A 12,214-nucleotide genomic window follows, 5' to 3' on the forward strand; every position below is an offset into this window, starting at 1 on the left:
AAACTTTGGGCGACCGTCTACCCGATGACAATCTCCGCTTTGAACCGGCGCTGGCGCCCGCCCGTCCTTCTGGCGATCTGGCTGGCCGCACTGGTCCTGCTCTGGGTCGATATCGGCTGGCTTCATACCGTCGCGGCGAGCGCGCTCGGCGTGGTGGTCGTGCTGTCGCTGCTCGACGCGCGCCGGGAGACGCTGGCCGTGTCCGCGCTGATCGCCGGACTCGGCGCGCTCCTGCTCTGGGCCGGGGCCGATCCGGGCGAGATGCTGCGCGGACTCGACCGCACGCTGATCTTCGCCGGCATGCTGCCGACCCTGGCGATGACCCGGACGATCGCCCGCGGCCTGCCGGCGGTGCGCACCGCCCAGCACCGGATCGCGGCGCTGCCGGAGCGGCTGTCGGGGATCGGTCTGCTGTTCGGCGCCCATGCCTTTGGGGCGGTGCTGAACACCGGCTCCTTCGCCTTCATGGCCTCGGTGATTCCCGACGATGCCGGCGAGAAGCAGCGCCGGTCGTCCGCCCTGGCGTCGCTGCGCGGCATGAACACCGTGGCGCTCTATTCGCCGTTCCTGGTGGGCTTCGCGGTCGCCTATACCTATGTGCCGGAGGTGCCGGTCTGGCAGGCGTTTCTGCTGGGCGGGTCGATGGCGGTCTGCGGGCTGATCATCTCGCTGCTGATCTTCGCCCGGCCGCTCAGCCTGGACGCCGTGCGCCGGGGGCTGGCCTGCCTCGCCCCGATCGGCCTGCTGATGGTCGTGGTCGGCGGACTGGTGGTCGCCGCCTCGCAGATCTTCCCGATCAGCACCCTGGGGGCGGTGCTGATGGTCATGCCGGTGCTCTGCGCCATCCACCTGATCCAGCAGCCGCACCGCGTCGCCGAGGTCTATGGCGACACCAAGGGGGCGATGGCGACCATGGGGGACGACCTGCTGATCGTCTCGATCTCCCTCGTGCTGGGAACGCTGGCGGAGACCGCGCCGCCGATCCTTGAGGTGATGGCGCCCTGGATCGCCGACCATCTGCCGGCCTGGGCCGCCCTGTCGGCGGTGGCGGGAGCCATGGTGCTGTTCGCCCTGATGGGCGTGCATCCGATGATCACTGGCACGGTGATGATGGTGGCGGTGACCAGCAGCGACCTGGCGGTTGCCCATCTGCCGCTGATGACGGCGATGCTGTTCGGCTGGGGCATGGGAGCGATGAGCTCGATCAGCTCGCTGACCGTGGTGACGGCGGGCCGCCTGTTCGGCGTGCGGCCGCTCGGCCTGGCGATCAGCCCGAACCTGATCTATGTCGCGGTGTTCTTCGTGTTCACCATGTCGGTGCTGACGGCGCTGAACGCGGTGATGACCGGCTAACGGTTGCGTCGGGTCATCACCAGGAACACGGCCGCCGCGACGCAGAGCAGGGCGGCGTAATCCACCCATTGCGGCCGCACCCCGAAGATCAGCGCGTTGGCGAAGACGCCGACCACGGGGACCATGAGCGTGCCGACCGTGGAGGCCACCACGGGCAGCAGCGACACCACCTTGAAATAGGCCCAATAGCAGAGGATGCCGGTGATCGTCATGTTGTAGAGCACCGCCATGGCCGGCCAGAGCGTCACCTCGCCCATGTTGTCGAGGTCCCAGAAAACGGCGATGATCAGGACCGGGACCGCGCCGATCAGGTGCTGCCAGCCGCAGACCACGGTGACCGGCTGGGTGAAACCGGCATGCTTCACAACCACCGTGCCCGCCCCCCAGCAGAAGGCGGCGGCGACCACCAGGATCGGCCCCAGCGGCGGGCCGGCCAGCGACTTGGCGTCGACCGAAAACAGCAGCGCCATGCCGGCAAGGCCCAGGGACAGCCCGACGATGGCCCGGATTCCCAGACGGTCCTTCAGCACGAAGGCGCCGACCAGGGTCGCCCAGAGCGGCATGGTATAGGCCAGGATCCCGGCACGGCCAGCGTCCATCAGGTCGATTCCATACAGAACCAGGATGTTCCACAGCGCCATGTTCAGGATCCCCGACAGAAACAGCGGACGCCATTTGTCGCGAGGAATCTTCAGCGAATGCCGGCCGATCATCGCCACGGCGAACAGGCCGAAACCGGACACCACGCTGGCCGAGCCCCGGAACACCCAGGGCGGCACCTCGGCCAGCCCCACCTTCATGATCGGCCAGTTGAAGCCCCAGAGCACGGCCAGCATCGCCAACAGGGCGACGGCCAGCGGCGTGGCGGAGCCGGGTGTGGGGCGCTTCGGCGCGGAGAGGCTGGGCGGCGCCGGGTCGATCGGTGCCGCCTGCGGGGAGGAACTGGACACGGGGATGGTCATCCGGTGAAGTGCGTCTAACTCATTGCTAACTGAATTCGTCCTTGAGTGCGAGCGGGCAGGGTTTCTAGGATGCGCGCACGCGTCGAGGAGGCCCCAGGGTAGTTTCGTATCCGGGTCCGTTCGGCCCAACCAGCAACTCGGGTTGCCCCGCCGGGCCGGCCCTTCCAACCAGACTGCAGCGGAGACTGGCGACATGGTGAAGTTCGCAATCGGACAAGGCGTGAAGCGCGTGGAGGACAACCGGCTGCTCAAGGGCACCGGCCTGTATACCGACGACATCGAGGTCGAGGGCGCGTTGGCGTCCTATGTCCTGCGCTCGCCCGTTGCCCATGCGGTGATCACATCCATCGATACCTCGGCGGCCAAGGACGCGCCGGGCGTCGTCGCCGTCTATACCGGCGAGGATGTGAAGGCCGACGGCCTGGGCGACCTGCCCTGCGTGCCGCCGGTGACCAACCGCGACGGCAGCCCGCGCGCCGACACGCCGCGCCCGATCCTGGCGGTCGGCAAGGTCCGTCATGTGGGCGAGCCGGTCGCCTTCGTCGTCGCCGAGACCGCGATCCAGGCGCGCGACGCAGCCGAGCTGATCGAGTTCGACTTCGAGGAGCTGGACGCCACGGTCGACACCGAAGGCGCGACCAAGGACGGCGCGCCGCAGCTCTTCGACCACATTCCCAACAACGTCGCCTTCGACTGGGAGAGCGGCGACAAGGCGGCGGTCGATTCCGCCTTCGACAGCGCCCACAAGAAGGTCGAGGTGCGGATCGTCAACAACCGCATCGTCGTCAACTCCATGGAGGTCCGCCCGGTCGTCGCCGAATACGATCCGGAGACCGACCGCTCGACCCTGTGGTCGTCCACCCAGGGTCCGCATGTGTTCCAGACCCTGCTGGCCGAGAAGGTCCTGAACATCGACCCGGCCAAGCTGCGCTGCCGCACCACCGATGTCGGCGGCGGCTTCGGCATGAAGATCTTCCTGTATCCGGAACAGGCGCTGTGCACCTGGGCCTCGCGCAAGCTGAAGCGGGCCGTGCGCAACCTGCCGGACCGCTCGGAAGCCTTCATGACCGACGCCCAGGGCCGCGACAACATCTCCTATGCCGAGGCGGCGGTCGACGCCGACGGCGTGATCCAGGCGCTGCGGGTGAAGACCTATGCCGCACTCGGCGGCTACCTGCACCACATGGGCGCCTTCATCCCGACCAATGCCGGCACCCACATGCTGTCGGGCGTCTACAAGGTTCCGCAGGTGTACGTGAACGTGCTGGGCGTGCTGAACAACACCACCCCGACGGATGCCTACCGGGGCGCCGGGCGGCCGGAGGCGGCCTATCTGATCGAGCGGGTCGTCGACGTGGTCGGCCAGGAGATGGGGCTGACCCCCGACGAGGTGCGCCGCCGCAACTTCATCCCGCCGGAAGCCATGCCCTACACCACGCCGCTCGGCAACGTGTACGACAGCGGCGAATTCCAGACGCTGATGGAAGAGTGCATGGAGAAGTCCGGCTGGGCGTCGTTCGAGGAGCGCCGCAAGGAGGCCGCCGGTCGCGGCAAGCTGCGCGGCATCGGCATGGGCTACTACATCGAGAAATGCGGCGGCGGTAACCCGGAGACGGCGGACGTGCGCTTCACCGACGAGGGCAAGGTCGAGATCCGTATCGGCACCCAGTCGAACGGCCAGGGCCACGAGACCGCCTATGCCCAGATCCTGTCCGACACGATCGGCGTCGAAGGCGGCGACATCAAGGTCATCCAGGGCGATACCGACACCGTGCCGCCGGGCATGACCGGCGGGTCGCGCTCGGTACCGGTCGGCGGGGCCGCGGTTCTGCTGGCGGGTCGCCAGATCCTCGAGAAGGGCAAGAAGATCGCCGCCAATGCCATGGAGGCGGCGGCCACCGATATCGAGTTCTCCGACGGCGTCTTCACCGTGGCCGGCACCGACAAGTCCATGACCATCATGGACGTCGCCAAGGCGGCCAAGGACGCCGCCAACCTGGACGAGGGCATGACCCCCGGCCTGGACGACAGCCACAAGCGGACGCCGGAGGCGGCGACCTATCCGAACGGCTGCCACATCGTCGAGCTGGAGGTCGATCCCGACACCGGCACCGTCGAGGTCGAGCGCTACACGATCGTCGACGACTTCGGCGAGACCATCAATCCGCTGATGCTGGCAGGCCAGGTGCATGGCGGCATCGTCCAGGGCGTCGGCCAGGCGCTGACCGAGCACACCGTCTACGAGGAAGGCTCCGGCCAGCTCGTGACCGGCTCGTTCATGGATTACGGCATGCCGCGCGCCGATCTGGTCCCGATGTTCGACTTCAACTTGCACAACGTGCGCTGCACCACCAACCCGCTCGGCATCAAGGGATCGGGCGAGGCGGGGGCGATCGGCGCCCCGCCGGCGGTGATCAGCGCCCTGGTCGATGCCCTGCACGCGACTACAGGCATCACCCATATCGACATGCCGGCGACACCGCTGGTTATCTGGGATCTGATCCAGCAGGCGAAGCAGAAGGCGGCGTAAGCCCTTGCGTGGTTGCGACATCCTGGCGGCGGCCCCCCGGTGGGGCCGCCGTCTTGCTTTCGGGCTTGCGGGTCTGCTCGCGGCCGCGGGCGCCCAGGCGGCGGATCCGACGCCGCAATCGCTTGCCGCCGCCGGCCTGCTGACCCTGCCCGAACCCTGTACCGTCTCTCGCGAGGAGCTGTTCCAGGCCGCGCCCGACGAGAATGTCTGGGTCTCGGACTTGGCCGACGGGGTCTGGCTCGCCATCGCCCTGTGCGAGCACCATGCCTATCAGTCCACCGAGGTGGCGCTGCGGATCGAGGAGCGGGATGGGGCGCTGACCTCGACCCTGCTGGCCTTCCCCGTGTGGCGCGAGGGCGAGCAGACGCCCTGGCCCTATATCACCTATCAGCCCTGGCTCATCGGCCTTGCCAGCGAGGTGAGCGAGCGGCGGATCTCCCTGGTCTACAAGGGACGCGGCATCGGCGATTGCGGCGAGCATGTCGCCTACGACCTCACCGGCCCTGTGGTGCGGATCGAGGAATACCGGGCGAAGTTCGAATGCGACGGCGCGTGGATCGAGCCGGACACCTGGCCGCTGGTGCCGCGGCAGGTGCTCGACGACCACGCCCCCGTGCATACGGACCGGATGGCCGGCGAGCTCCTGAGCGCGGTGATGCTGCGCTGGCCGCGCGTCGACTGGATGGGCCATGCGATCGCCCGGGGGGATCTCGATGGCGGCGGGGTCGAGGACCATTGGATCGGCGGTTACAGCCGCAACTGGGACACCGAGCTGACCAACTATCATCTGGTGCGGTTGCAAGAGGGAACGCTGCGGGCCTGGGACATCCCGGTGGCGAACGACACCCAGTACGCACTCTGCCAGCCGGCCGCCTCCCTCGCTTTCGAGGACCCGGCGACCCTGGCCATCGACGACGGGCTCTGCGATCGCATGAGGGTCGGCTGGGACGCCGCGGCCGATACGATCACCTTGGGTCGCCGCTGACCGCGCCGTCCACAGGGCTGGTCGTTTTGCCCCGCAGCCATATTTTCTGATTACTTGAAGCTTTCAGCCGGCTGACTTCCGATCCCTATCGGGATATCCCCGGGACGATCGCACAGGTTGGGGGAGGGGATGCAGATACCGCTCGACGGCTGGTGGCAGATCGACGAGTCGAACGCGCTGCGCTCGGGGGAACTGTGCCGGCTTCTGGAGATGTGGGAGCAGCGTCGGGTCGGAACCGGGGTGCCGGCTCGGGAGGCGTTCACCGCGGAGGAGTTCATGAGTTTCGGCGGCCGGGTGGTGCTGCTCGATGTCGAGCCGGACCCGTTCCGGCTGCGCTTCCGCCTGCTGGGCACCCGGGTGACCCTGGCGGTCGGGCGGGATGCGACCGGCAGCTATCTCGACGAGGTCTACGAGCCCGTCTACTGGAACCGTCTCAGGCAGCATTTCCGGCGGGTGATCGACGAGCGGCGACCGTTGCGGATGTTCGGCAACATGGCCCATTCGCGGAAGCCCCATGTCGCGGCGGAGTCCATCGATATGCCGCTGGCCGGCCCCGACGGCTCGGTCGCCATGATCCTGCAGGGGTTCGATTTCGAGGACGCGTACTGAGCGACTGCGGTGGGGCGCGATCCGGAGACCGGTGCTGACGGAGCGTTCATACTTCGCGCCTTACGCGTCCGCCCGCCACTCGCTAAGGTCGCCGCAACGGAAATCCGCGCACAGGGGGAAACACCGATGATCGAACTCTATACCTGGAAGACCTCGAACGGGCGCAAGGCGTCGATCATGCTCGAGGAGATCGGGGTGCCGTACAACGTGCATCCGATCCCGATCGGCCAGGACGTCCAGTTCACGCCGGAATACATCGCCATCAATCCGAACTCGAAGATCCCGGCGATCGTCGATACCGAGGGGCCGGACGGCAAGCCCTTCACGGTCATCGAGTCCGGCGCGATCCTCATGTACCTGGCGGAGAAGTCGGGCAAGCTGATGCCGCAGGACACCGCCAAGCGCTACGAGGTCATCCAGTGGCTGATGTGGCAGATGGGCGGCATCGGACCGATCTTCGGCCAGGTCCATCACTTCGAGCGGGCCGCCAAGGTCGATGTGCCCTACGGCAAGGAACGCTACGGCAAGGAGTGCCGCCGGCTCTACGGCGTGCTGAACGCGCGGCTGGAGGGCGTCGACTATGTCGCCAACAACGAATACTCCATCGCCGACATCGCCATCCTGCCCTGGGTCGCGCGCTACGATTGGCAGAAGGTCGATCTGGCCGACTACCCGAACGTCAAGCGCTGGTTCGATGCGCTGATGGCGCGTCCGGCAGTGCAGCGCGGCATGGAGATCCCGGCGGACGCCTGATCCGCATGGCACGCGCAAAAGAAAACGGCCGCCCCAATGGGCGGCCGCCTCTTTTTTTGAGCCGTTCAGGCCGGATCAGTCGGCGACGATCGTACCGTCGGCATTGACCTCAACCTCGACGTAGCGGTCCTCGCTGAACTGCTCGCGGGTCTCCAGCTCGGCCTTCGTGGCGCTGTTCAGGATGAAGTGATCGTCGGCGCGGGTGAACTCGCTGGCCGGGATCGCGACTTCGCGCTCACCCAGGCCCAGGAAGCCGCCCACATCGGTCACGAAGTACAGGACGTTGTCGGACTTGCCGCGGACGACCTCGTCGATCTCGCCGATCGAGTCGCCTTTGGCGTCACGCACCGCGGTGCCTTCGATCTCGGTGATCTGGTCGCCGGACAGAAGCTCGCGGATCTTCGTCTCGGTGGCCGTGGCGGCGGTTGCCGCAGCGGCACCCACGGTGTTCGCGGTCTCCTTGGCGACCTCGCCGGCCTTGTCCATGTCCTTCTTGATCTCGGTCCCGGTCTGACCGTCGGCCTTGATGTGGTCCGTCTTCACGGTGCCATTGGCATTGGTCTCGGCAGACGTCGACCCGGCGATCGCCGGGTTGCCGGCGAGGGCCAGCATGGACGCACCGGCGATCAGGCTCAGGGTCAGGGCGTTGCGCTTCATAACGTACCTCCAGTTAACCTCGTGAGAGGCGTCGTGTGAGTGTCTCGCGGTCGGCCCGTTGGATAACTCGGGGGGTAGGCCGTCCGCTCGACAGGTAAACGTCATGCCTTCGTTGTGGTTCCGTGGATCGACGAAAAACCTTTCCTCTTATTGGGTCTGAATCGCGTCGGCTTTATGGTTATTCATGCAGTTTCAGACCTTTAAGAGACTTGTCGACATCCTTGCGGTCGCCGCGCGTGGCGACCCCGACCAGGTCGAGGGCGTCGCCGGGCAGGGCCGCGACGACGGCCCGGTTGTCGGCGTCGTTGCCGGTCCTGAACATGCCTTCGGCGTACACGGCCAGCTCGAGGCCGCGGTCCAGCGCCCGCCGGTGCGCCTTGGCCAGGGCGTCGCCGCTGCCGGCCAGGATGAGCACGGGCTGCCCCAGGATCGGCAGGTAGGACTGCCCGTCGCGGTCGCGGTAGGTCTCGCCGATGGCGTCCGGATACCGGGCGGCGATGGCGCTGGCCAGGAAGGCGACGACGTTCAGCTTCTGCCAGGTGGCTAGGTCGTCGCGGACGGCGATGGAGATCTTGGTATCGTGCATATCGGATCTGCTGTTGCGGTGGAGAGACCCGCGACACTGCCGCAGATCGGCGCGGCATGATTGGACGTTCGTGCGGTCCCGCTCAGACGCGGTAGGCGCTCTGGAACCGGCCGGGGGTGACGCCGTAGGCCGCCTTGAACCGTCGGCTGAGGTGGCTCTGGTCGGCGAAGCCGACGGCGGCGGCGACCTCGGCCGGGCTGTCGCCGGCCGCCAGCAGGGCGCGGGCCTGTTCCAGGCGGATGTTGGTCAGGTACCGGTGCGGCGGCATGCCGGTAGCGGCCTGGAACGCCCGGTTGACCTGGAACCGGCTGCGGCCGGTCTCGCGGGCCAGATCGTCGAGGCGGATGTCGCTGTCGAAGCCGGCGTGCAGGATCTCGCGGATCCGCGCCACAGCGCCGGCGTCGCCGTCCCGATCGGGCCGGCCCGGCAGGCTGGCCCGGCCGTGGCGCAGCGCCAGAGCTAGCAGCAGCAGGTCGAGACGGCTCTCCGCGGCCAGGCTCTCCCGCGGCGCGGCGGTATCGGTCGCCCGGGCCTGGAGTGCCGGCATGGTGGCGGCGAAGATCCGGGCCACCGCCGGATCGTCCAGCAGGGTATCGGTGAAGAACGGCGGGTCGGCCCGGCCGGTGGCGTCCTCCAGAACGCGCTCCCACACCCCGGTGTCCGGATACAGCATCCAGTAGGCGAAGCCGCTGTCGTCCGCGGCCTCGCCGTCATGGGGATCTTCCGGGTTGAAGGCGATGATCCGGCCCGGCGTGCTGGTGTGGCGCCGGCCGCGATGATTGAAGCGCTGCAGCCCGCGCATGGTCACGCCGATGGCGAAGGTCGCGTGGGCGTGGCGCTCGAAGGCGGGACCGGAGAAGGCGGCCTGCAACACGTCGACGCCGAGTTCCCCGTCGCGGTCGTAAGCCAGGAAATCGGGCGCCTTGGTGAGGGTCATGGCGCCAGTGTCACTCCCGCCGCAGGATCCTGTCGACCAGGATCTTCGCCGCCCAGTTCTCCTTGAAGGCAGCGTTAAGGGCGTCGCGGTCGTACACCGTCTCCACCCACGCGCGGAAGCCGATGCCGGTGTGTTCCTCGGCCTTCAGGTACTGCTCGTAGAAGAAGTCGATTACCCCGGTCTTGGCCTGGCGGATGTGGCCGTAGCGCAGGGACAGGTGATCCATCGCCCGACGCAGCGGGACGCCCTTGTGCTGCCACAGGTACAGCGTCGCCATGAAGCCGGTGCGGTCGGCCCCGGACTTGCAGTGCATCAGGACCGGGTATTCCAGCGTCTTCCAGATGTCGATGGCGGCGAGCAGGGTCGGCCGGTCCAGGGCCGAGCGCGAGCGGATCGGGAAGTCCACCAGGGTGAGGCCGAGTTCGGCGCAGGCCTGACGCTCCAGGGTGTAGGGGCCGTCGTCGCGCGGTCCGCGCAGGTTGAGGATGGTCTTGAAGCCGTCCATCTTGGCCTTGCGCAGATGGGTCGGGCTCGGCTGGGCGGCGCGCCAGAGGTCGTCGTCGACCTTGCGTTTGTTGAGGAACACCGCGCGCAGGAAGCCGTGATCGACCAGCATGAGGTTCCACCACGCCGCGCGGCGGGCGGCGGCGTCGAGGGCATCCGGCATGTCGGCAATCTTCGGCAGGTCGACCATGGGCGCTGGCTAGCACAGGCGGCGGATGGCGGGAAGCGTCCGCTGCCCCGGGACCGAGCGGGCGGCGACGCTTCGGGCGGTCGCAGGCAGGCGCATCCGAGGCGCCGCCCACGGATGCCCGGCCGACCGGTCTGCGAAGACGGCACGACCGAGCATCCGTTTCGGCACGGTCCCAACACCATAGTAGTCTCCATCGCCTCGCGCCGATTGTCTGTCCGTCTCAATTCTCTTGCATCTCCGTCTCGCGCTGCTCAGTCCGGATGCGCCGATGAACGGCGACCCACCTCCGGAAACCTCGGCCGCAGGGTGGATGCGCGCCGGCGCCGGATCGTGTATCAGGGGCCGATGGCCGAGGCGAAACCCGAAAAGACCCGCATTCCGCTGAACGACGCCCGCACCGGCCCCCTGCTGCGCCGGCTGTGGGACGCCTTCGTGCGCCCCCATGCGGGCTGGCTGGCGGTGGCTTCGATCGCCATGGCGATCGTCGCGGCGACCACGGCAGCCACCGCCTGGCTGATGGATCCGGTGGTCGACAAGGTGTTCGTCGAGCAGGACCGCTCCATGCTGTGGCTGGTCGGCGGCGCGGTGATCGTCACCTTCGCGCTGAAATCCGCCGCTTCGTATTTCCAGGACTCGCTGCTCGCCCGGGTCGGCCAGCGGATCGTCGCCGACGTCCAGCTCCGCCTGTTCGGCCATCTGCTGGACCAGGACGTCGCACTGTTCCAGAGCCGGGCGACGGGCGGGCTGATCTCGCATTTCACCTTCGACGTCCAGGCGCTGCGCCAGGCGGTCTCCAATGCCATCGTCGGCCTGGTGCGCGACGGGCTGTCGGTGATCTTCCTGGTCGGCGTGATGCTGTACCAGGACTGGCTGCTGTCGCTGATCGCGCTGCTGGTCGCGCCGCTGACGGTGTTGCCGATCCAGAAGCTCGGCAAGCGCATGCGCCGGGTCTCCGGCGACGCCCAGGCGCGGATGGGCGAGCTCACCACCCTGCTGAGCCAGGCGTTCCAAGGCATTCGTGTGATCAAGGCCTATGCCATGGAGCGGGCCGAGACGAAGCGGATCGGCGAGATCGTCGAGGAGATCTACCGGCTGACCTACCGCCAGGGCCGGGTGCGCGCGGCGGTGCAGCCGATCGTCGACGCCTTCGGCGGCATCGCGGTGGCCGCCGTCATCGTCTATGGCGGCTATCGGGTGATCGAGGGGGCGACGACGCCGGGCGCCTTTTTCTCGTTCATCGCCGCCGTGCTGATGGCCTATCAGCCACTGCGCGGCCTCGGCAAGGTCAGCACCACCCTACAGGAGGGGCTGGCGGCGGCGGAGCGGCTGTTCGTCCTGCTCGACCGCAAGTCGGCCATCGCCGAGGCGCCGGACGCCAAGGCTCTCGCACGCGCGCCGGCGGAAGTGGCTCTCAAGGACGTGCGCTTCCGCTATGCCGACGGCACCGAAGCGCTTGCCGGCATTAGTCTGGTGGCGCCGGCCGGCAAGGTGACCGCGCTGGTCGGTCCCAGCGGCGCCGGCAAGAGCACGGTGCTGAACCTCATCCCCCGGTTCTTCGACGTGGAGGCCGGCTCGGTGACGATCGGCGGCACCGACGTGCGCGCCTTGACCCTGGCCAGCCTGCGCGACGCCGTCGCCCTGGTCAGCCAGGAGATCGTGCTGTTCGACGATACGGTGGCGGAGAACATCCGATTCGGCCGGCCCGACGCGACCGACGACCAACTGCGCGCGGCGGCCGATGCGGCGGCGGCCCATGAGTTCATCTCCGCCCTGCCGGACGGCTACGACACCCGGGTGGGCGAGCACGGCACCAAGCTGTCCGGCGGTCAGCGTCAGCGCATTGCCATCGCCCGGGCGATCCTAAAGGACGCGCCGATCCTGCTGCTGGACGAGGCGACGAGTGCGCTCGACACCGAATCCGAGCGGCAGATCCAGGCGGCGCTGGCCCGGCTGATGAAGGGGCGAACGACCCTGGTCATCGCCCACCGGCTGTCCACGGTGCAGGGCGCCGACGTGATCCATGCGTTCGAGGCAGGACGGGTTGTGGAGAGCGGTGACCACCATGCGCTGGTGGAGCGCGGGGGCACCTATGCCCGTCTGCACGCCCTGCAGTTCCGCGAGCCGCAGAGTGCGGCTTAGGGAAGGGCG

11 protein-coding genes are annotated in these 12,214 nt (G+C 68.1%); 6 read left to right on the forward strand and 5 right to left on the reverse strand.

Annotation, left to right across the window (positions count from 1 at the left end):
* Positions 1–24: 24 nt before the first annotated feature.
* Positions 25–1,353: a hypothetical protein gene (locus tag G578_RS0111095; RefSeq protein ID WP_139189351.1), complete on the forward strand. Its 1,329-nt coding sequence runs from the start codon at positions 25–27 to the stop codon at positions 1,351–1,353.
* On the opposite strand, the gene G578_RS29505 is transcribed toward G578_RS0111095, so the two are convergent.
* Entirely contained in the window at positions 1,350–2,303 is a 954-nt protein-coding gene (locus tag G578_RS29505) for a DMT family transporter (RefSeq protein WP_169400850.1), read from the reverse strand. The two genes, G578_RS0111095 and G578_RS29505, sit on opposite strands and share 4 nt — an antisense overlap.
* A gap of 205 nt (positions 2,304–2,508) precedes the next feature.
* On the opposite strand from G578_RS29505, the gene G578_RS0111110 reads away from it, so the two are divergent.
* The 4 genes from G578_RS0111110 to G578_RS0111125 all read left to right on the forward strand — a co-directional run bounded on the left by G578_RS0111110 (position 2,509) and on the right by G578_RS0111125 (position 7,192).
* Positions 2,509–4,845 carry a xanthine dehydrogenase family protein molybdopterin-binding subunit gene (locus G578_RS0111110; protein ID WP_028794300.1) on the forward strand — a complete coding sequence of 779 codons (2,337 nt, stop codon included), beginning with the start codon at positions 2,509–2,511 and terminating at the stop codon, positions 4,843–4,845.
* Between the two features lie 4 nt (positions 4,846–4,849).
* Positions 4,850–5,830 (forward strand): DUF1176 domain-containing protein, encoded by a 981-nt coding sequence (locus G578_RS0111115; RefSeq protein WP_028794301.1) that lies wholly within the window; start codon positions 4,850–4,852, stop codon positions 5,828–5,830.
* A gap of 129 nt (positions 5,831–5,959) precedes the next feature.
* The gene (locus G578_RS0111120) at positions 5,960–6,439 is read left to right on the forward strand and encodes a PAS domain-containing protein (protein WP_028794302.1); all 480 of its coding nucleotides are present in this window, start codon (positions 5,960–5,962) and stop codon (positions 6,437–6,439) included.
* A 126-nt stretch (positions 6,440–6,565) separates the two neighbouring features.
* A complete protein-coding gene (locus G578_RS0111125) occupies positions 6,566–7,192 on the forward strand; it encodes a glutathione S-transferase family protein (RefSeq protein WP_028794303.1) in 627 nt (208 codons plus the stop codon).
* Between the two features lie 75 nt (positions 7,193–7,267).
* Here G578_RS0111125 and G578_RS0111130 read toward each other — a convergent pair whose 3' ends face one another.
* From G578_RS0111130 to G578_RS0111145, 4 genes are all read right to left on the reverse strand, one after another.
* Positions 7,268–7,849, reverse strand: coding sequence for a PRC-barrel domain-containing protein (locus G578_RS0111130; RefSeq protein ID WP_028794304.1), 582 nt, complete (start codon positions 7,847–7,849; stop codon positions 7,268–7,270).
* A gap of 178 nt (positions 7,850–8,027) precedes the next feature.
* Positions 8,028–8,435, reverse strand: a complete 408-nt coding sequence (locus tag G578_RS0111135) for a DUF2000 family protein (protein ID WP_028794305.1) — start codon at positions 8,433–8,435, stop codon at positions 8,028–8,030.
* A gap of 82 nt (positions 8,436–8,517) precedes the next feature.
* Positions 8,518–9,372, reverse strand: coding sequence for a helix-turn-helix transcriptional regulator (locus tag G578_RS0111140; RefSeq protein ID WP_028794306.1), 855 nt, complete (start codon positions 9,370–9,372; stop codon positions 8,518–8,520).
* A 10-nt stretch (positions 9,373–9,382) separates the two neighbouring features.
* The gene (locus G578_RS0111145) at positions 9,383–10,066 is read right to left on the reverse strand and encodes a fused DSP-PTPase phosphatase/NAD kinase-like protein (RefSeq protein WP_028794307.1); all 684 of its coding nucleotides are present in this window, start codon (positions 10,064–10,066) and stop codon (positions 9,383–9,385) included.
* 345 nt (positions 10,067–10,411) lie between these two features.
* On the opposite strand from G578_RS0111145, the gene G578_RS0111150 reads away from it, so the two are divergent.
* Positions 10,412–12,205: an ABC transporter ATP-binding protein gene (locus G578_RS0111150; RefSeq protein WP_028794308.1), complete on the forward strand. Its 1,794-nt coding sequence runs from the start codon at positions 10,412–10,414 to the stop codon at positions 12,203–12,205.
* Positions 12,206–12,214: the final 9 nt, after the last annotated feature.

This window comes from Thalassobaculum salexigens DSM 19539, assembly GCF_000423805.1.
In the GTDB taxonomy this organism is placed as follows: Bacteria; Pseudomonadota; Alphaproteobacteria; order Thalassobaculales; family Thalassobaculaceae; genus Thalassobaculum; species Thalassobaculum litoreum.

Excerpts from the sequence above, each read along its gene's own strand:
- G578_RS0111120 (WP_028794302.1), top strand. The coding sequence starts at position 5,960 with ATGCAGATACCGCTCGACGGCTGGTGGCAGATCGACGAGTCGAACGCG.
- G578_RS0111150 (WP_028794308.1), top strand. The coding sequence starts at position 10,412 with ATGGCCGAGGCGAAACCCGAAAAGACCCGCATTCCGCTGAACGACGCC.
- G578_RS0111125 (WP_028794303.1), top strand. The coding sequence starts at position 6,566 with ATGATCGAACTCTATACCTGGAAGACCTCGAACGGGCGCAAGGCGTCG.
- G578_RS0111110 (WP_028794300.1), top strand. The coding sequence starts at position 2,509 with ATGGTGAAGTTCGCAATCGGACAAGGCGTGAAGCGCGTGGAGGACAAC.
- G578_RS0111140 (WP_028794306.1), bottom strand. The coding sequence starts at position 9,372 with ATGACCCTCACCAAGGCGCCCGATTTCCTGGCTTACGACCGCGACGGG.
- G578_RS0111095 (WP_139189351.1), top strand. The coding sequence starts at position 25 with ATGACAATCTCCGCTTTGAACCGGCGCTGGCGCCCGCCCGTCCTTCTG.
- G578_RS0111145 (WP_028794307.1), bottom strand. The coding sequence starts at position 10,066 with ATGGTCGACCTGCCGAAGATTGCCGACATGCCGGATGCCCTCGACGCC.
- G578_RS0111135 (WP_028794305.1), bottom strand. The coding sequence starts at position 8,435 with ATGCACGATACCAAGATCTCCATCGCCGTCCGCGACGACCTAGCCACC.
- G578_RS0111130 (WP_028794304.1), bottom strand. The coding sequence starts at position 7,849 with ATGAAGCGCAACGCCCTGACCCTGAGCCTGATCGCCGGTGCGTCCATG.